Source organism: Arthrobacter sp. Z4-13 (genome assembly GCF_054792705.1).
In genome coordinates this window covers 934,870-953,097 of record NZ_CP096459.1, presented here as the reverse complement: position 1 = coordinate 953,097, position 18,228 = coordinate 934,870, and the positions used below count along the sequence as shown (strand labels likewise).

Sequence of the window (18,228 nt, the reverse complement as noted above, 5' to 3'; positions counted from 1 at the left end):
ATCAGCTCTCTTTGGTTCCGGCATCGGAGCGGGCGGCGTCGAGGTGGGACTTGGCGATCTGTTCCAGGTGCGTGAGGTCCGAGGCGATGGTGGTGAACGTGTAGCCCTGGCGCAGCCGCTGGGCGGCCACCGTACCGGCGGGTGTGTGGATGCCGGCGGCGATGCCTGCGGAGGCGGCGGCCTCGGCGATGGTTTCCAGTGCGGCGTTGAATTCCGCTTCGACCTGGGGATCACCGGGGAACGCACCGCCCACCGCGATGGCCAGGTCCGACGGCCCCACGTAGATGCCGTCCAGGCCCGGGGTGGCGCAGATTTCCTTCACGTTGGCCAGGCCGTCCGGCGTCTCGATCATGGCGAACACCAGCGTGGCGCCGTTGGCATCGGCAGGCTTCGGCCCAATCCGCAGAGCGGAACGCATGGGCCCGTAGGACCGGCCGCCCATCGGCGGGTACTTGGCGGCCGCAACGGCAGCGGCGGCGTCCTCAGCAGTGTTGATCAGCGGAACGATGACGCCCACGGCGCCCGCGTCCAGGGCCTTGCCGATCGCCGTCATGTTGTTGTCCTCCACACGGACCATGCCAACGGCGGTGTGCCCGGCATCAATGGCCATCAGTCCGTTGAGCACACCCGAGTAACCGAGCAGGCCGTGCTGCGCGTCGAGTGCCACGTAGTCGTAGCCGAGCCGACCGATGCGTTCGGTGGCAACGGGCGCGTCCAGCACTGCCCAGTACCCCACCGCCTGTTCTCGGGCGCGGATCTTGCGGGCGAATTCGAGGGCCAGTTCGGTTGTCATGGAGATCTTCTACCTTCAGTTCTAATGTTCGGATGGACGGCGCAGATGGACGGCGGAGGCCGGGTGTTCCAGAAGCGGGAAGTCAGCGGTTGTAGGCGGGCATCGGGCCGCGGAGTGAGGTGCCGACGGCGTCGCAGGCTTCCACAACGTCGGCCGGCAGCGGCCCATTGGCCACGGCGGCGATGTTGGAACGGAGCTGTTCCACCTTGGACCCGCCCAGCAGCATCGATCCAACCCCCGAACGGTAGGCCAGCCAGCGCAGCGACAGCTCGGCGAGCGTGATCCCGGCACCCTCAGCGATGCGGGACAGCTCCTCAATCGCGTCGAACAGCTGCCGGTCCCAGTACCGCTGCGTGTACATGGCAGCCAGTTTCGAGTCGCCATAGCGGCCCTCGGTGGGCTTCGCGTCGAAGCTGTGCCTGCCGGTGAGCAGCCCACCACCCAGCGGGTTGTAGACCATGGTGTGCACGTTGTGGGTGGCGGCAAATTCGAGGTACTCCTCCTCCAGCCGCCGTGCCACCAGGTTGTACAGCTGCTGCGCAACGACGGGCTGCGGCGCCCCCACTTCACGCGCCGTGTGGATAACATCGGCGATCTGCCAGGCAGCGAAGTTGGAAACGCCCAAAGCACCGATCTTTCCCTCGGCCACCAGCTCGGCCACCGTCGAAAGGGTGGAGTGCAGCGGCGTGGCGCGGTCCGGCTGGTGCAAGTAGAACAGGTCGATGCTGTCCACGCCCAGCCGGCGCAGGCTGCCCTCAACGCTGGAGCGCAGCGCGGCCGGGGACAGCGGCGGGTTCCCGCCGGCGTCCGCGTGCGGCATGCCCGCCTTGGAAGCCAGGACAATGTCCCCGCGCCGCTCCTTCAGGAGGCGGGAGAGCATTTCCTCGGTGGTACCCCCCACGTAGGCGTTGGCGGTGTCGATGGTGGTGATGCCGGCGTCGAGCGCTTCCTCCACCATCCGCCCCGCGGTGGCCTCGTCGACGGTGTCCCCGAACGTCATGGTCCCCAGGACCAGCCGGGAGATGGGAAGTTTCAGGCCGTCCACCTGGGCGCCTTCGGGCTGTGTGCTCATGCGTTGATTCCTCGTGGTTGCGTGTCTCGAAAAGTACGGGTCAGGCCTGGTTGGCCAGCGCCAGGGAGCGGACCAGGTGCCGCGGCTTGAGTCCCTGCATGGTGGAGGGGTCCAGCGCCGCGCGGCGCAGTTTGCGGGTGTAGTCCTCCTTGGGGGCGGTCAGGACGGACGCGGTGGTGCCGTGTTCAACCAGCTTGCCGCGCTGCATCACCATGACGCTATCGCTGATTTCCTGCACCACGCCGAGGTTGTGCGAGATGAACACGTAGGTGATGCCGGTTTCGTCCTGGATGGACTTGAGCAGCCGCAGCACCTGTGCCTGCACGGATACGTCCAGGGCGCTGGTGGCTTCGTCGCAGACCAGCAGTTCGGGCTTGGAGGCGAGCGCCCGGGCGATGCCGATGCGCTGGCGCTGGCCGCCGGAGAACTCCCCCGGGTGCTTGTCCAGCGACCGGACGGGCAGGCCCACCTGGTCGATCAGCTTGGCGGCAGCCTTGTGCCGTTCGGCCTTGGACCGGACGCCCTGCAGCTTCAGCGGCTCTGCCACGATCTCCTGCGCGGTCATGTGCGGGTCCAGCGAGCCGTACGGGTCCTGGAAGACCATCTGGAATTTGGAGCGCATGGGCCGCAGCTTGGACTCGCTCATGGAAGCGATGTCCGTGCCGTCCAGATCGATGCGCCCGCTGGTGGGCGTCACCAGCCGCATCAGCGCCTTGGCAACAGTGGACTTGCCGCAGCCGGATTCACCCACGACGGCGATCGTCTTGCCTTTGTCCACCGAGAAGGACACGTCATCAACGGCCCGGAAGGTGCCGCCCGGCACGTGGTAGTCCACCACCAGGTTTTCGACGGCGAGGAACGGCTTAGTCATGGCTTGCTCCGGTCTGGGTCAGGGCGGAATCGGTGGCTGGGTCAGTGGTGGTGGCCGAAGAGCCGGCAGCGTGAGCGCCGCGGGAAGCAGCAGGAGTGGCAGCAGGCGTCTCGTCCCAGGGCCCCAGCACCGGCACGGCGGCCAGCAGGTCCCGGGTGTACTCCGTGGCGGGGTTGTCCACAATCTGCTGGACCTCACCGGACTCCACAAACGAGCCGTCCTTCATCACGTGGATGCGGTCCGAGATCAGCCGGGCCACACCAAGATCGTGGGTGATCATCAGGATGCCGACGCCGCGCTGTTCCTGCAGTTCCAGCAGCAGGTCCAGGATGCCGCCCTGCACGGTGACGTCCAGGGCCGACGTCGGCTCGTCAGCCACCAGGAGCTGCGGCTCGCTGGCAAGCGCGATGGCTATCAGCACACGCTGCAGCATGCCGCCGGAGAGCTGGTGCGGGTACTTCTTCAGCTGCTTTTCCGGGGTGGGGATGTGCACCTGCTCCAGCAGCCGGATGGCCCGGGCCTGCAGGGCGCCCTTGTCCTTCGCCGAGGCTGCGCCGGCAATCCGGATGGCCTCGAAGAGCTGGTTCCCGATCGAATGGACCGGGCTCAGCGCCGTCATCGGGTCCTGCGGAATCAGCGCCAGGGTCTTGCCGCGCACCTTGTTGATGGCCTTGGGATCGGCACTGATGTCGACGCCGTCGATCAGCACGGTGCCGGACAGTACCGCCAGGTCCTCTGGCAGCAGGCGGAGGATGCCCATCGCCGTCGTCGACTTGCCGGACCCGGACTCACCGATGATGGTGACCGTCTCGCCCCGGTGGATGCTGAAGCTGACCGAGTCCACGGCGCGGATGATGGCGGAATCCGTGATCAGTTCCACCTGGAAGTCGCGGACCTCGAGGAGCGGCTGTTCCTGGAATGCGGGTTGTGCGGTCATGTCAGGCACCCTTCTTCTTGCGGCGGGGACGGTCGCGGAGGCCGTCGCCCAGCAGGTTCACGCCCACCACCATGAGCACGATGACCAGGCCGGGCAGGGTGACCATCCACCAGGAGGTGGTGATGTAGTCCTGGCCGTCGGAGATGATGCGGCCCCAGGTGGCGAAGGGGCGCTGCGGGCCGGCGCCGAGGAAGCTGAGCGCGGATTCGAGCAGCACGGCCTGGGCCAGCAGGAGCAGGACCACCAGGGTTGCCTGCTTGATCACGTTGGGGATGATGTGCTGGATCAGGATCTGGATCCGGTGCAAACCAAGGATCCGGGCTGCGGAGACGTACGGCTTCTCGCGTTCCACCAGCACCATGGAGCGGGTGAGTCGGGCCACTTCGGGCCATTGGGCGATGGCGATCACGAAGGTGATCACCGGGATGGAGGGGCCGAACAGGGCCACCACCAGCAGCAGCATCATGAGCAGCGGCAGGGACATTTGCGCTTCGAGGACGCGGGAGACGATGGTGTCCACCCAGCCGCCGAAGTAGCCGGCGGCCGCGCCGAGGATGATGCCGATGGCGCCGGAGACCAGCACGGCCAGCAGGCCGATGGTCAGCGAGACCTGGCCGCCGTGCAGCACGCGGGAGAGGAGGTCACGGCCCAGCTGGTCGGTGCCGAACAGGTGTCCGTCCGTGAACGGCGGCAGGCGGCGGGCGCCGAGGTCCTGGAAGTTGGCGTCCGGCAGCGGGAGCACCTGGGCCAGGATGATGGGGATGATCACCAGCAGGGTGCAGATGGTGCCCACGATGAGCTTCCACTTGGCGGCATTACGACGGCGGGTGGCGCCTGCCTTGGCGATGTCCGCCTTGGTGACGGCGCTGGGGCTCGGCTGCCGGGCCGGCTGCGCTGCAGTAGGGGTTGCGGTGTCGAGGCTCATGCTGTTGCCGCCTTTCCAAGACGAACGCGGGGATCAAGAAGCGGGTAGGCGAGGTCGATCAGCAGCTGCACAGCCACCGCCAGCAGCGCGGTGAGGAGGACCGTGGCCTGGATGAGGGGGTAGTCGCGGGTTTCGAGGGCCCGCACAATGAGGGAGCCGACGCCGGGCCAGGCGAACACCACCTCGACGACCACCACACCGTTCAGCATCGCGGCGAAGCGTGTACCGAGGGCGGTGAAGACGGGGATGGCGGAGTTGCCCATGGCGTAGCGCCAGGTGAGCACCGAATTCCGGACCCCGCGGGAGCGGGCCACCGTGAGGTAGGGAGCCGCGAAGTTGGCGGTCATTTCCCGCCGGACCATGCGGGAGATCAGGGCGATCTGCAGGATGGCGATGGTGATGGTGGGCAGCACCAGCCCGCCCCAGGTGGCGAAGCCGGAGGCCGGGAAGATCGGAATCAGCACGGCGAAGCCGGTGAGGAGCATGATGCCGGTCCAGAAGTCGGGCATGGACTGCCCGGCAATGGTCAGCACGTTGACGCCGAGTTCCTTGCCGGTGTCCGGGCGGCGGGACATCCACACCCCGAGCGGAATGGCCACCACGGCGGTCAGCAGGATGGACGCCGTCGCAAGGGTCAGCGTGTACGGCATCCGCTCGGCCACCACCTGCATGGCGGGCGCCTGGAAGGAGTACGACTGGCCCAGATTGCCGGTGAACAGCTGCTGCAGGAAGATCCAGTACTGCTCCAGCACCGGCCGGTCCAGGCCGAACTGCTCCCTCACCTTCGCGAGTTGTTCGGAGGTGGCCAGCGGACCGGCATAGGACACGGCGGGATCGCCGGGGGCCATGCGGATCAGGATGAACACGGTGGACACCGTGAGGAACACGGTCAGCAGGCCCTGTCCCAGGCGCTTCAGGATGTAGTTCGTCATGGCTTAGGCCTCCAGCCGGACATCAACGAGGGGGTAGGAGTTAGTTGGTGCCAGGTTGATGTTGGACACCCGCTCCCGGTGGGCGAGGACGGACTTGGGGACGAACGCCCAGGCGCAGGGCCAGGTGTCCCACACGGCCTGCTGGGCTTCGTTCTGCAGATCCGTCCTGCGGGCCGGGTCCGCTTCGGCGGAGGCAGCCTGAATTTTGGCGGTGACCTCGGGGATCACGTAGCCCTGGTAGGTGTCGCGGGTGGCTTCCTTTTCGGGGGTGCCTGCGTACATTCCCTGCAGCATGGTGATGGCCAGGCCGGTGGGGCTGGGGTAGCCGTTGCCGAGGAGGTCCCAGTCCCCCTGTTTGCCTTGGCGCCAGGCCAGGATGTTGCCGCCTGGTTCGAACTGCTGCAGCTCGGCCTTGACGCCGATGTTGCCGAACATTTCCACCAGGGCTTCCATGACGGAGGTGTCGGACGCGAATTCACCGGTTTCCCAGATGATCTTCAGGGTGAGGTCCTTGACGCCGAGCTCGGCGAGGGTGGCCTTGGCCTTTTCCGGATCGTAGGTGTAGGTGCCGGTCTTGTAGTAGCCGGTGAGGCTGGAGGGGGTGACGCCCTCGGCCTGGGTGACGGAGTCCACCAGCACGTCGCGGACCAGCGCTTCACCGTCGATGGCCATGCTGAGTGCCTGGCGGACGCGGGGATCGGCCAGCGGGTGGCCGGCGGGCTTGCGGAAGTTGAAGAAGATCTGGTTCAGGCGGAGGCTGGATGCTTCCTGGAGTTCGACGCCGGGAAGTCCGGCGAGCTGTTCGCGGGAGTCGGGCGTAATGGAGTCGATGACGTCCACCTCGCCGCTGCGCAGGGCGATGACGCGGCTGGATTCCTCCGGGAGGAACCGGACTTCCACGTTGTCCACCTCGGGCCTGGGGCCCCAGTAGTTCTCGTTGCGGGCCAGGCTGTAAGTGCCGGCGCCGCGGTTGAACTTGGTGACCACGTACGGGCCGGTGCCCAGGCCTTCCTGCAGTTCCTCCGGCTTGTTCTGCGCGGCGGGAGTAATCAGGATCATGCTCATCAGCGAGTCCAGGATGGGGACCGGGTTCTTGGACACCATCTTGAAGGTACGGTCATCCACCGGCACCACCTCGGGGAACTCGGGGAAGAAGCCGGCCACGAAGGAGCCCTGCACCTGCTTGTACATCTTCAGCGCGGTGGCCACGTCCTCGATCTGGACGGGGCTGCCGTCCGAGTAGCGGATGCCTTCGCGGAGCGTGACGGTCCACTCGGTGGGGCCGGTCATCTCGAAGCGTTCGGCGAGGACCAGGACGGGCTTGGTCTCGGGACCAATGGCGGTGAGGCCCTGGCGGACCGAGCGCTGCACGGTGACGGCTGCATCAAACTGGTTGAGCTTGTTGTCCAGGCTGACCAGTGACCGGTTGAGTGCCAGCGTCAGGGTGCTGGGTCCCGGCAGGCCGGTGGGCCCGGCGCAGCCGGCGAGGCTGCCGGTGCCCAGTAGAAACCCGGCGGCGGCGCCAAACTGCAGCAGGCGCCGGCGGGAAATCTCACTTCCTTGAGGAAGAACGGTCATCGTTGACCTCTCGGTAGATCGGGGACGGCTGCCGGCCGGATGGCTGCGCCGAATGTTGTGTCCATCACTTTGCCACTCCTGCGCAAATTGCGCAAGCCCTCTAGCGTGATTCGCGCAAGCATGCCAGAATGTTGGAAAGCATCCCGCTACTTGGCGGGGTCCCAGCCCGACAACGACGCGAGAGGAGCAATGTGGCTTCCGTATATGTGCAGGCCGACGATTTCTCCGGCGCCGCCGAGGTTGGCTGCTGCTTCGTAGGGCATGGCCTGTCCGTGCAGGTTCTGCTTGGAACGCACGACGGCGACGCCGCCCTCCCGGGCACTGTCACCGACGTGGTGGTCGCCGATACACATTCGCGCGGGCTCCCTGAATCCGCTGCCGAGGCACTGGCAAAGGAAGCGTTCTCCGCCCGCGCAGCTTCGGCCGCCCAGGTGGCGTTCAAGAAGATTGACTCGCTGTGGCGCGGCAACGTCCGTGCAGAAGTCGCCGCACTGAACGGGCTTGGTTTCCATGCGGTTGTTGCCGGGGCACTCCCCCAACTGCAGCGTTCGGTGAAGAACGGAAAGCCGCTGGTCGCCGGGACTCCTCTCAGGGAGACGGACCTCTGGCAGGCCGAAAAATCGGAGCCTCCTGCTGACATTCCTTCCCTGCTCCACCCGGAAAACCCGGGCTCGGTGCAGGCTCTGAACCTGGCCGAGGTACGGTCCGGTTCGCTTCGGGAAAAACTGTCCGGGCTGCTGCAGTGCGAACAGCCCGCGCTGGTAGTGGCCGATGGTGAAACTCTTGAGGACCTGGAACACGTGGTGGACGCCCTGCTGGAGCTGGGCTTCACTGCGGCCAACCGCCGCATCGTGCTGGTAGGAACGGGCGGAACCGCGGACGTCCTCGCGCAGCGGCTTGCTGCACAGCATGCGCGGAATGCGCAAACTGGGGCACGGGCAGAAACAACCAACGCGCAACCGCAGCTGGCCGCGAAACCGGTGCTCGCCGTCGTCGGCTCCGCTTCCGCAACCGCCCAGGGGCAACTGGCGCAGCTCGAAGCACGCGGCTTCGAAGTGATCCGGCTGCACCCGCAGTACGCCGGCGCCACTGGTGCGTTCGGACCGCAGCTGCAGGAAGCAAGGGTGGCTCTGGGCGCGGGCACCAACGTGGCCGTCACGCTGGCCGCAGGAAAAGTGGACCCTGCTCGCGCCGCCAGCATCGTGCAGGCCCTGTCCTCCTTCGCAGCCGAGGCAGCGAAGGGGCTGGAAGCAGACCTGATCCTTACCGGCGGTGAGACGGCCCGGGAAGTCCTGGACGCCGTCGGCCTCCAACGGCTGGTGCCGCTCGCGGCCGTGCAGCACGGGGCGGTGCTCAGCCGCGCCGAGGACGGAACGCTGGTGGGCACCAAGCCCGGCAGCTTCGGCGATGACCTCGCCCTCCTACAGCTTTACGACGAAATCCGGGAGCGCCGCGGCCAGTCCTCGCAGGCTCCCGCCAACACCCTTCCCCCGCAAGACCAACGATCTGGAGCAGAAATGACAACCGCCGCAACAAGCAAGACCGAGCAGAACGCCCTCCCCTACGTAGCTGTCACCATGGGCGACGGCGCCGGTGTGGGGCCCGAAGTGGTGGTTGCCGCCGTGCTGGATCCGCAGAGCAACGCCGAGTGCCGGCCCGTGGTGATCGGCGACGCGCTGCGCCTGCGCCAGGCCGCTGACGTCCTGGGTATCGAGGCGGACATCCAGAGCATCGGGAACGTGGAGGACGCGGTGTTCACGCCGGGCCGGGTGAACGTGATCGACCTGGCACTGCTGCCCGAGGACCTCGCCTGGGGGCAGCTCTCCCCCGTGGCAGGCCACGCCGCGTACGAGTACATCCGGGTGGCCAGCGAGCTGGCGATGGCCGGGAAGGTGCAGGCCATCTGCACCGCGCCGCTGAACAAGGAAGCGCTGCACTCCGCTGGGCACATCTTCCCCGGGCACACCGAACTGCTGGCGCACCTGACGGGCACCGAAGAAGTGTCCATGATGCTCTCCACGCCCAAAATCCGGGTCATCCACGTAACCACGCACATCGGGCTGATGGATGCCATCCGCAAGATCAACCCGGACCTCGTGGAGCGCACCATCCGCCGCGGCCACGAGGCCCTGGTCCGTGCCGGCATCCCCAACCCGAAGATCGGCGTCTGCGCCATCAACCCCCATGCCGGCGAAAACGGCCTGTTCGGCCAGGGCGAGGAAGCCGAAAAGATCGAACCCGGTGTGAAGGCCGCGCAGGCGGACGGGATCAACGCCGTGGGCCCGCTGCCCGCGGACACGCTGTTCTTCCTCGCCGGCCGGGGCGATTACGACCTGGTGGTGGCCATGTACCACGACCAGGGGCACGGGCCGGTGAAGGTGCTCGGCATCGAGGCCGGCGTGAACATCACGGTGGGCCTGCCGGTGATCCGCACGTCCGTGGACCACGGCACCGCCTTCGACATTGCGGGCAAGGCGATTGCCGATTCCCGTTCCATGGTGGAGGCGCTGCACCAGGCCGCGGAGATGGCCACCCGGCCCGCCGTGGCCGTGTAGCTGGTCCGGTATTTGGGGCGATAGGGCGATGTTGCGGGGACTTGCCGGGGGCCGGAACTAGCATGGTTACCACTGCCACGGGAAGGAGACCGGGAATGCTGTCCGCAAATGCGCGGCGCGAGGAGATCTACCACCTTGCCGTGACCACCGGTTTGGCCTCCGTGGAGGAACTCTCCGCCCGGTTCGAGGTGACGGCCTCCACCATCCGCCGGGACCTGGCGCTGCTGAACGGGCAGGGCCGGCTGGCCCGCACGTACGGCGGGGCCATGGCGCTGGGCGCGCATCCGGAAGCCTCGCTGCGGCAGCGCACCGGCGAGGCGTTCGAGCAAAAGCACGCCATCGCCCGCTGGGCGGCGTCCGTGATCGTCCCCGGCGAGAACATCCTGCTCGACGCCGGCTCCACCGCAGGTGCCCTGGCCCACGAACTGCGCAGCTTCGAGAAGCTGTCCGTCACCACCCCGGGCATCAACACCATGCAGGAACTCGCCGATTCCGAGGGCATCGAAGTGGACTGCCTCGGCGGCCGGCTCCGCAGCGTGAGTCAAAGCTTCGTGGGCCCGCTCGCCGAGGCGGCCCTCGAGCGGATGAGCTTTGACCGCGTCTTCCTCGGGGCCGACGCCGTCACGGCCGAGGACGGCATCTGCGAAGCCGACCACGCCCAGACCCGGCTCAAGGAACTCATGGCCCGGCGGGGCCGGGAGGTGTACGTGTTGGCGGATTCGTCCAAGCTCGGGCTGCGGCCGTTCCACGCCTGGGCACGCTTGGCTCTCCCCTGGACCCTGGTGACGGACGACGGCGCCGACCCCGGGCAGGTGCAGAAGTTCCGGGATGCCGGGGTTGAGGTTGAGGTGGCCCCGGTCGCTGGCTGAGCCGCTCAATTCAGCGGGGTGGCGTGATCCCCAGCCTGGCCATCCGCCGATACATGGTGGCACGGCTTATGCCCAGCTCCGCGGCGGCAGCCCCCACCGTGGTGCCCGGGCGGCAAAGGCACCGCACGATTTCATCCCGCTCGACGGCCTCCATCCGGGTCAAGTTGGGGCCGGGGCGCCCCACCAGCGCGGACGGCAGGTGCCGCACATCAATGGTTTCCGTGCGGAAGGCCGCGTCCTGGACCACGCTGAAAAGCTCGTCGACGTTGCCAGGCCACCCATAGCCGGTCAGTGCGTGTTCGGCGGCGGCCGTGAAGTCGACCTCGCGCAGACGAGCCTGGCGTGCGGCATACCGCGCCAGCGGCATCACGTCGGCGGGGCGTTCGCGCAGGACAGGCACCGGCACTACGGTTTCAACCAACGCGGCCAGCGGTTGCGGTACAGCCATCAGATCTCCCGCCGTCACCACCCAGGTCAGGGCGGAAGGACGGCCGTCGGACGCCGGCAGCGAGCGCAGGGCCTCCGCAGCGCGGTCACTCAGTTCCTGCGCAGCCCAGGCTGGCAGGAGATCTACGTTTTCGACGATCACAGAGGTATTTGGCTTGGACAACTCGGGCGTCCACAGCGACAACCAGGATTCGACGTCCTCAGGCGCGGGCGCAGCAGCACACAGGATGCGGCTTCCGGGGTGGGCTTTGCGGATGGCCTGGCCCAGCAGGGTGGCGCGTCCGGTCCCGCTCTCTCCAACGGCGGCCACCACCCGGCCCGAAGCCAGCGCCAGTGCTGTGCGGTCCAGGGCTTCCGTCCACGCCCTGGACATGGTGCGCAGCGTACCCGCCCCGGGTTCAAGCCGGCCGTGCTGCACCCGGAAAACCCCGCCTTTCGGCCCGGCTTTTGGCTGGCGGCCGCCGGATCTGGCGAGCATGAGGGTGGACGTGTTGTTTGCGGCCGACTGTGCCAGCGCCAAAAGCAGTTCCGGGGACGACTTTGACCAGGTGGTGATGTTGACGCTGCCTTCGAGGCGGCCGCTGAGGGGATCGAGCACCGGCACAGCAGCGCACGTATAGGTCCGCAGGCTGGCGCTATAGTGTTCCTCCGCACGAACCAACGTCGGTGTCCGGTCGGCAAGGGCCATGCCCAGGCCACTGGTTCCCGCCTCCCGTTCGGAAAAGGCGAAGCCAGGGGCAAGATGCACCTTGTCCAGTGCCCGCAGCAGGGACGTGTCACCACTGAAACGGTTAAGCACCAGCCCGTCGGCGTCGGTGAGCATCAGGCTCAGCGGCTCGTTGGCCAGGGTCTGGTGCAGGCCGGTGAGCACCTCCTGGCCGCACTGGTAAAACAGTGAGTCGCCAACGATCGAACCGGCCCACACGGGGTCCACGGCCTCGGCCGAGACGCCGTACTCTTCGCTCCGCTGCCATGACGCGATGAGGCGTTTGGAGGCAACGGCCACCCCGCTGTCCTGCCCGCCGCCGCGGGGCCGCTGAACGGGCACGTTCTGATCCGGCGCCATCGCCGTCCTCCTTGTGTTGGTCATTTCGAGATTACGGCAGGGCAGTTGGGAAGGCGACCCACGACTGTCTCAAAATGAGACACCGGTCACATGTTGACGTGTGCCGGATCGTCCTAACGTCGTCTGTGTCGCGACTACGGCAGTCGCGAAGAGGAGGGAACTATGTACACGAAAGATGGCGAGAACTACTTCATCGTCGACGCACATGTCGCTTTGTGGGACGCCCGGCCCGAGAACCAGCGCAACGTTCACGGCAAGCAGTTCATCGATTGCTTCTACGACTACCACCGCAACCTCTCGCCCGAGGAGGAGTTGTGGACCTACGAGGAATACCTGTACCAGGGCGGCGAGCGCCTGATGAAGGATCTCTTCGACGACGGCTACGTTGACCACGCGATCTTCCAGCCGGCCTACCTCGGTGAGTTCTATAAGCGGGGCTTCGGACAGACGGAGGAGGCCTACAGCCTGGCCGCAGCCCATCCCAAGCTCCTGACCTACAACCACTGCTTCGATCCGCGCCAGGGCGAGGCCGGGCTCGACCGGCTGCGCGCCGACCACGCGAAGATGGGTTTCAAGGGAGTCAAGCTTTATACCGCCGAATGGCACGGCCAATCACGCGGCTACAAACTGTCCGACGCCTGGACCTACCGCTACTTCGAAGAGTGCCGCACGCTGGGCATCAAGAACATCCACGTCCATAAGGGCCCCACCATCCGTCCCCTCGACCGGGACGCGTTCGACGTTTCCGACGTGGACCACGCCGCCTCGGATTTCACTGACCTGAACTTCGTGGTGGAGCACGTAGGCCTGCCCAGGCTTGAGGATTTCTGCTGGATCGCCACCCAGGAACCGAACGTCCATGGAGGCCTGGCCGTCGCCATGCCCTTTATGCACACCCGGCCGCGGTACTTCGCCCAAATCATCGGCGAGCTCATCTACTGGATCGGCGAGGACCGGATCCAGTTCTCCAGCGACTACGCCCTCTGGACGCCGCGTTGGCTGATCGAGCGGTTTGTGGACTTCCAGATTCCGGCGGACATGACCGAGTACGCCCCGCTGACCACCGACCAGAAGAAGAAGATCCTGGGCCTGAACGCCGCGAAGATGTACGACATCCCGGTGCCGGCCGAGCTTCAGCTGCCGGACGCGGGCGAAACGGCCACCGGTCCCCGCCAGCCGGAACGGGCAGACCTTGCAGGCATCTCATGACACTGACGCACCCTGATCCCACAGTTCAGCCGCTCTTTGCCCCGGCGGTCACCGAAGACGAAGTCCGCCTGGCCCTGGGCGCCGTGCTTGATCCCGAGCTCGATGAGCCCATCACGGACCTGGGCTTCGTCCGTACCCTCGTGGTTGGTGCAGCCGTGGACGGTGCGGAGGTGACAGTTCACCTGCGCCTGCCCACCTCCTTCTGTTCGCCCAACTTCGCCTACCTGATGGCGTCCGACAGCAAGGACGTCATCTCGGCACTGCCGGGGGTGGCGCGGGTTGTGGTGGAGCTCGACGACCACCATGATTCCGAACTCATCAACGCTGGCCTTGCCGCGGACGCCGGGTACCGGGGCACGTTCCGGCATGAGGCGGAGGACAGCTTGGAGGAGTTGCGGTGGACATTCCGCCGCAAAGCGCATACCGCCGCCATGGAACGTTGCCTCACCGACCTGCTGCGGGCGGATCCCACCCTGGCCGAGGCAAGCGTGGGGACGGTGCGGCTGGCGGATCTGCCGCCGGGGCGGAACAAGGACGCTTTAGTACGACGGCGGGTGGCCGCCGGCCTGCCAACGCTTCCCGACGCCGTCGTACTTGTTGACCACAACGGCAATCCATACCCGCCCGAGAGCGTGCCAATGGCCCTGCGGCGGGCACGGTCCACACGCATTTCCATCGACGGCAACGCCCACTTCTGCCGGGGCCTGCTGCGCACACGCTATGCCGGTTCCGGCGCGGACCAGACGATCCGGCCGGACGGGGCCGAACCGGCCGACCACCACCAGCTGCTTTCACTTTCAATCAAGGAGACCCATTCATGAACACCATGCGAGCCGTTCAGGTTGTCGGCTACCACGAAGGCCTGAAGATGACCGAGGCACCAATCCCGGAAGTGTCCGGGCCGCTGGATGTGGTGGTCAGGATTGGAGGTGCCGGCGTGTGCCGGACAGACCTGCATATCCTCGAGGGCCAGTGGGCTGAAAAGTCTCAGGTCCAGCTGCCCTACACGATCGGCCACGAGAACGCCGGGTGGGTGCACGCCGTCGGAAGCGCCGTCACCAACGTCAAGGAGGGAGACAAGGTCATCCTGCACCCGCTGATCACCTGCGGCCTTTGCCGGGCGTGCCGGTCCGGCGATGACGTGCATTGCGAGAGCAGCAAATTCCCCGGAATTGACACGCACGGCGGGTACGCGGAGTACCTGCTCACCGCGGCCCGTTCCGTAGTGAAGATCGATGACGCGCTGGAACCCGCCGACGTTGCGGCCCTTGCGGACGCGGGCCTGACGGCGTACCACGCCGCAGCCAAGGCGGCGAAGAGGCTGACACCGCGGGACACGTGCGTAGTCATCGGAGCAGGGGGCCTGGGCCATATCGGGATCCAGGTGCTGAAGGCCCTCACCCCGAGTCGCATGATCGTGGTGGACCGCAACCCTGCGGCGCTTGAACTGGCAAAATCGATCGGGGCTGACGAAGGGGTTCTCGCGGACGGCACCCAGGTGGACCAGGTGAGGGCCCTCACGGGCGGCCTGGGTGCGGAGGTGCTGATCGACTTCGTGGGCGAAGGCGGGGCGACGTCCGAGGGCATTGCGATGCTGCGGGAGGCCGGCGACTACTTTGTGGTGGGCTACGGCGAAAACATCACCGTGCCCACCATCGACATCGTCTCGTCGGAGATCAACATCATCGGCAATCTGGTGGGGTCCTACAACGACCTGCAGGACCTCATGGCGCTGGCCGCGCGGGGAGCGGTCACGCTGCACACGCAGAAGTACAAACTGGATGATTTCCAGCAAGCCATCAGCGACCTTGATGCGGGCAAGGTCCGTGGACGCGCCATCCTGGTGCCCTGAGGGGCTGATCCGGACCTACCACCTGTGTTAGGGAACGCCGGCTGCCCGCTCCGCTGCCTGCAAGGCCTGGGAAAAGCTGTCAACAGCGGCCCTGTAGGCAGCCGGGCTGCCCGCGGTTCTCGCCTGGTCGGCGGCGCGCATAGCCCTGATCATTGCCGCTGTCGTGGGGAATGCTGTATCGGACATCGCGGGGTAATCGAACTGTTTCTGCGGGTCCACCTCGTAGCTGAGCCAGCGCCGTTTCAGCAGGTCGTGCCGGGCAGCGGTTCTCCCGTATTCCTGCACGTCCGTCAGGGAAAGGTGGGCTAACAATTCGGCGTTCCCGCCAACAACCGGGGACACTGTCCTGACGGCCTCAGCGTGGCGGCCAAGAGCTTCTTCGGTGCCCAACGCCGAGGGGGAAACTTCCTTGTGGGTGAACTCGATGTTGAACTGGTAGGCCCGGATGTCAGCCGGCGTCATGGAGTCCAGCTCGTGAGGATATTTCCTGGCCGCCACAGCGCTGGAGCCGCGTCGGGCAGCGACGCTGCTCCGCGGGATCGGGTACAGGTACTTTCCACCGAAAAACCCGCCAGCCACTGCAGCCAGGAACAGCCAGCCAGGAGAATCAACTGAAGCCGTGGCGACGGCTGCGCCCACCGTCGAGGCGGCCTGGCCGCCGGTGACCACCATTTTGGTGCGGCCGATCCGGTACACCTTGCGGGGACGGTCCAGCTGTTTTTCATGGAATGCCTTGAGTCTGGCAGCCCATTCGCCGGCGTTGCTCAACAGTCATGCTCCTCGGTCATGGTGACGACGACACCGCCGCCAACGCGGACACCGCCAGACGTGCTGCTGCTTGGCATGGCCGCGGTCAACCTGGACACCGGTGTAGGACTTGACCGGTACGGCCCTCCCCTCCCCCAACGATACCTTTGCTGTGGACCGCGGTTAGTCGTTTGCTCCCGTTGCGTACGTCCGGTTCGGGCGTATGGTTTCAGCATGGAACCGATTCGGGCCATCCTGCTGCCCGGCGCAGTGCTCCCCGCAGACCTGGCCTACAAGCCCCTGGTTGAAGCCCTCGGGCAAAATGTGCAGGCCGTTCCCAAGGAACTCGAGCTGTACAAGGGCCATGAACAGCCGGCCGGTTGGAGCCTGGATACGGAGGTCGAGGGCGTCCTGCGGGAAGCCGACGCACGGGGCTGGCAGACGTTCCACCTCGTGGGTTATTCCGGTGGTGGCGCGGCGGCGCTGGCGTTCGCTGCCAAACACCCCGAGCGCCTGCAGAGCCTGGCCCTACTGGAACCGGCCTGGGCAGGTAACTGGGACTGGAGCCCCGCCTACAGCGAACACCGGCAAAAGTACGAGGAGCTGAATGCGCTCCCTCCGGAGCAGTTCATGCCTGCCTTCATGAGGCTGCAAGTGCGGCCCGACGTCGTCCTTCCGCCGCAGGAGCAAACTCCCCCGCCGACGTGGATGGCACGGCGCCCCGGCGGAGTCAGGGCGTTCCTGCAGACCTTCAGGGACTACGACCTGGACAGGTCACGGCTGGCCGCCTTCAGCAAGCCGGTGTTCTTTGCCCTCGGCGGCCTGAGCCATCCAGATGACTACGGCGAGATGGCAACCCGGCTGGCAAGGGTCTTCTTCCCCGACTTCCATCTGGAGGTCTTCCCCCGGCGCCATCACTTCGACCCGCCGCACCGGAGGGAGCCTGAGCGGCTAGCCGAGGGTCTTCGGCGCCACTGGGCAGCAGCCGAAGGGCCGCCCGAACCGCTGCCCTTGGCCAAAGAATCCCGGGCCCGCTGAATTCGGCAAACCGCGCTGGACTACCGGACGGCGTTATTGGCGTTCACCCGTCCATTGGCCCAGAAGGTGCCCGTGCCAGCGATCTTGTCGGCGGATGATTCCACCTTGTAGCGGATGGTAGCGGCCGTTGTATCAGGATTGGTGCTCCAGGCGAGCGCGGCCGTCGCAGCGACTATCGGTGCGGACATGGAGGTTCCATTGCCGACGTCGTAATTCCGCGAGCGGTTATTCGGCGCCTCCAGTGCGAACGCGTGGTTGGGAAAGGTTGAGTAGATGTTGACACCCGGCGCTGCGATGTCCACCCAGCTGGCACCGTAGGTTGAGAAGGCTGCTTTGGCGTCATTATTGTCGGTGGCTGCGACCGCCATGACGTTGGGATACCCGGCAGGGTAAATCTTGTTCTGGTTCCCGCTGTTGCCTGCTGCGGCAACCAGCACCACACCCTTGTTCCAGGCGCTTTGGACCGCAGTTTCAAGAGTACGTGACGCCGGCACTGCGATGCTCATGTTGATGACCTTCGCGCCGTTGCTGACCGACCAGCTAATGGCGTTCGCCAGGCCTGAGCTGGAACCAACGCCGCTGTCGTTGAGGACCTTGCCGTCCAGTATGGTGCAGCCCGGGCACACGCCGGCCACACCCATCGAGTTGTTGCCGATGGCGGCTACAGTCCCGGCCACGTGGGTGCCGTGGCCGTAGATGTCCGCACCGGTCCTGGCATTGCTGAAGTTCTTGCGTGCAACAACCTTCGGCGAGATGTCCGGGTGGTCGTTGTCCACGCCGGAATCAAGAACGGCAACCCTGATGCCGTTTCCCTTGGTGACGGTCCATGCCTCGACGGCGTCGACGTCGGCGTCGGCTGTGCCCGCTGCTATCTTTATGTCGCCACGGGTGTTGGTGAACGCCTGGCCAGTGTTCTGCAGTGCGTACTGGCGGGGAAAATACTCGTCGGCTGTGGAGGCGGTGACCAGCCCGTCCGGTTCTGCATACTCCACTGCCGGGTTCCGGCCCAGGGCTTGAATGAGCTGCGCTTCCTTGCCGGCCGGCACTGTAATGGAGCGTGCGCCCGTGCCGCCGATATCGGCGCCCTCGCCGAGGCCGTGCTGGCGCAGCACGCCCGCCGCCGCGGCGTTGTCGCGGAACTTGACGATGATCTGGCCGGGCTGGGACGGCAAGGGTGCTGCCGTGCCCGGGACCGCGCCGGTGATTGCGCCCAGCACCACCACTAGAGCCGCGAAGCCGGCAAGGAGGAGTTTTTTCATAGGGTTATATTGCCCCTGCCTGCACCGGCTGGCTAGGGGTAAAAGCCCCAACGTCCTGGTGACCGCCCCACCGACGGA

General features: G+C 66.4%; 16 protein-coding genes. 6 read left to right on the top strand and 10 right to left on the bottom strand.

Translation table 11 applies throughout. The features are described from left to right. Position 1 precedes the first annotated feature (1 nt). From M1E07_RS06285 to M1E07_RS06255, 7 genes are all read right to left on the bottom strand, one after another. Positions 2-793, bottom strand: coding sequence for an HpcH/HpaI aldolase family protein (locus tag M1E07_RS06285; protein ID WP_461189400.1), 792 nt, complete (start codon positions 791-793; stop codon positions 2-4). Positions 794-875: 82 nt separating this feature from the next. Continuing rightward, the gene (locus tag M1E07_RS06280) at positions 876-1,865 is read right to left on the bottom strand and encodes an aldo/keto reductase (RefSeq protein WP_461189399.1); all 990 of its coding nucleotides are present in this window, start codon (positions 1,863-1,865) and stop codon (positions 876-878) included. Positions 1,866-1,905: 40 nt separating this feature from the next. Further along, complete coding sequence (locus M1E07_RS06275; protein WP_461189398.1) at positions 1,906-2,736, bottom strand: ATP-binding cassette domain-containing protein; 831 nt, start codon at positions 2,734-2,736, stop codon at positions 1,906-1,908. Continuing rightward, a complete protein-coding gene (locus tag M1E07_RS06270) occupies positions 2,729-3,673 on the bottom strand; it encodes an ABC transporter ATP-binding protein (protein WP_461189397.1) in 945 nt (314 codons plus the stop codon). Before M1E07_RS06270 ends, M1E07_RS06275 begins: the two co-directional genes overlap by 8 nt. 1 nt (position 3,674) lies before the next feature. Then, positions 3,675-4,598, bottom strand: coding sequence for an ABC transporter permease (locus M1E07_RS06265; RefSeq protein WP_461189396.1), 924 nt, complete (start codon positions 4,596-4,598; stop codon positions 3,675-3,677). Continuing rightward, positions 4,595-5,530: an ABC transporter permease gene (locus M1E07_RS06260; RefSeq protein WP_461189395.1), complete on the bottom strand. Its 936-nt coding sequence runs from the start codon at positions 5,528-5,530 to the stop codon at positions 4,595-4,597. Before M1E07_RS06260 ends, M1E07_RS06265 begins: the two co-directional genes overlap by 4 nt. A gap of 3 nt (positions 5,531-5,533) precedes the next feature. Then, entirely contained in the window at positions 5,534-7,108 is a 1,575-nt protein-coding gene (locus tag M1E07_RS06255) for an ABC transporter substrate-binding protein (RefSeq protein WP_461189394.1), read from the bottom strand. A gap of 191 nt (positions 7,109-7,299) precedes the next feature. Between M1E07_RS06255 and pdxA the strand changes: the two genes are divergently transcribed. Continuing rightward, complete coding sequence (gene pdxA, locus M1E07_RS06250; protein ID WP_461189393.1) at positions 7,300-9,663, top strand: 4-hydroxythreonine-4-phosphate dehydrogenase PdxA; 2,364 nt, start codon at positions 7,300-7,302, stop codon at positions 9,661-9,663. Positions 9,664-9,758: 95 nt separating this feature from the next. After that, a complete protein-coding gene (locus M1E07_RS06245; RefSeq protein WP_461189392.1) occupies positions 9,759-10,532 on the top strand; it encodes a DeoR/GlpR family DNA-binding transcription regulator in 774 nt (257 codons plus the stop codon). 10 nt (positions 10,533-10,542) lie between these two features. Here the strand turns inward: M1E07_RS06245 and M1E07_RS06240 are convergent, their stop codons facing one another. Further along, positions 10,543-12,045, bottom strand: a complete 1,503-nt coding sequence (locus M1E07_RS06240; protein ID WP_461189391.1) for an AAA-type ATPase lid domain-containing protein — start codon at positions 12,043-12,045, stop codon at positions 10,543-10,545. 162 nt (positions 12,046-12,207) lie between these two features. On the opposite strand from M1E07_RS06240, the gene M1E07_RS06235 reads away from it, so the two are divergent. Genes M1E07_RS06235 through M1E07_RS06225 form a run of 3 tightly spaced genes read left to right on the top strand, consistent with a single transcriptional unit; the run spans position 12,208 to position 15,106 of the window. After that, positions 12,208-13,254, top strand: a complete 1,047-nt coding sequence (locus M1E07_RS06235) for an amidohydrolase family protein (protein WP_461189390.1) — start codon at positions 12,208-12,210, stop codon at positions 13,252-13,254. After that, the gene (locus tag M1E07_RS06230) at positions 13,251-14,075 is read left to right on the top strand and encodes an iron-sulfur cluster assembly protein (protein WP_461189389.1); all 825 of its coding nucleotides are present in this window, start codon (positions 13,251-13,253) and stop codon (positions 14,073-14,075) included. The genes M1E07_RS06235 and M1E07_RS06230 overlap by 4 nt, the downstream gene beginning before the upstream one ends. After that, positions 14,072-15,106, top strand: a complete 1,035-nt coding sequence (locus M1E07_RS06225) for an NAD(P)-dependent alcohol dehydrogenase (RefSeq protein WP_461189388.1) — start codon at positions 14,072-14,074, stop codon at positions 15,104-15,106. The genes M1E07_RS06230 and M1E07_RS06225 overlap by 4 nt, the downstream gene beginning before the upstream one ends. Positions 15,107-15,133: 27 nt before the next feature. On the opposite strand, the gene M1E07_RS06220 is transcribed toward M1E07_RS06225, so the two are convergent. Next, a complete protein-coding gene (locus tag M1E07_RS06220; RefSeq protein ID WP_461189387.1) occupies positions 15,134-15,874 on the bottom strand; it encodes a hypothetical protein in 741 nt (246 codons plus the stop codon). 213 nt (positions 15,875-16,087) lie between these two features. Here M1E07_RS06220 and M1E07_RS06215 point away from each other — a divergent pair, with 213 nt between their 5' ends. After that, positions 16,088-16,891, top strand: coding sequence for an alpha/beta fold hydrolase (locus M1E07_RS06215; protein WP_461189386.1), 804 nt, complete (start codon positions 16,088-16,090; stop codon positions 16,889-16,891). Between the two features lie 20 nt (positions 16,892-16,911). On the opposite strand, the gene M1E07_RS06210 is transcribed toward M1E07_RS06215, so the two are convergent. Next, complete coding sequence (locus M1E07_RS06210) at positions 16,912-18,150, bottom strand: S8 family serine peptidase (protein ID WP_461189385.1); 1,239 nt, start codon at positions 18,148-18,150, stop codon at positions 16,912-16,914. Between the last annotated feature and the right edge of the window lie 78 nt (positions 18,151-18,228).

Excerpts from the sequence above, each read along its gene's own strand:
- M1E07_RS06240 (WP_461189391.1), bottom strand. The coding sequence starts at position 12,045 with ATGGCGCCGGATCAGAACGTGCCCGTTCAGCGGCCCCGCGGCGGCGGG.
- M1E07_RS06260 (WP_461189395.1), bottom strand. The coding sequence starts at position 5,530 with ATGACGAACTACATCCTGAAGCGCCTGGGACAGGGCCTGCTGACCGTG.
- M1E07_RS06265 (WP_461189396.1), bottom strand. The coding sequence starts at position 4,598 with ATGAGCCTCGACACCGCAACCCCTACTGCAGCGCAGCCGGCCCGGCAG.
- M1E07_RS06210 (WP_461189385.1), bottom strand. The coding sequence starts at position 18,150 with ATGAAAAAACTCCTCCTTGCCGGCTTCGCGGCTCTAGTGGTGGTGCTG.
- M1E07_RS06280 (WP_461189399.1), bottom strand. The coding sequence starts at position 1,865 with ATGAGCACACAGCCCGAAGGCGCCCAGGTGGACGGCCTGAAACTTCCC.
- M1E07_RS06225 (WP_461189388.1), top strand. The coding sequence starts at position 14,072 with ATGAACACCATGCGAGCCGTTCAGGTTGTCGGCTACCACGAAGGCCTG.
- M1E07_RS06270 (WP_461189397.1), bottom strand. The coding sequence starts at position 3,673 with ATGACCGCACAACCCGCATTCCAGGAACAGCCGCTCCTCGAGGTCCGC.
- M1E07_RS06285 (WP_461189400.1), bottom strand. The coding sequence starts at position 793 with ATGACAACCGAACTGGCCCTCGAATTCGCCCGCAAGATCCGCGCCCGA.
- M1E07_RS06245 (WP_461189392.1), top strand. The coding sequence starts at position 9,759 with ATGCTGTCCGCAAATGCGCGGCGCGAGGAGATCTACCACCTTGCCGTG.
- M1E07_RS06230 (WP_461189389.1), top strand. The coding sequence starts at position 13,251 with ATGACACTGACGCACCCTGATCCCACAGTTCAGCCGCTCTTTGCCCCG.
- M1E07_RS06215 (WP_461189386.1), top strand. The coding sequence starts at position 16,088 with ATGGAACCGATTCGGGCCATCCTGCTGCCCGGCGCAGTGCTCCCCGCA.
- M1E07_RS06235 (WP_461189390.1), top strand. The coding sequence starts at position 12,208 with ATGTACACGAAAGATGGCGAGAACTACTTCATCGTCGACGCACATGTC.
- M1E07_RS06275 (WP_461189398.1), bottom strand. The coding sequence starts at position 2,736 with ATGACTAAGCCGTTCCTCGCCGTCGAAAACCTGGTGGTGGACTACCAC.
- M1E07_RS06255 (WP_461189394.1), bottom strand. The coding sequence starts at position 7,108 with ATGACCGTTCTTCCTCAAGGAAGTGAGATTTCCCGCCGGCGCCTGCTG.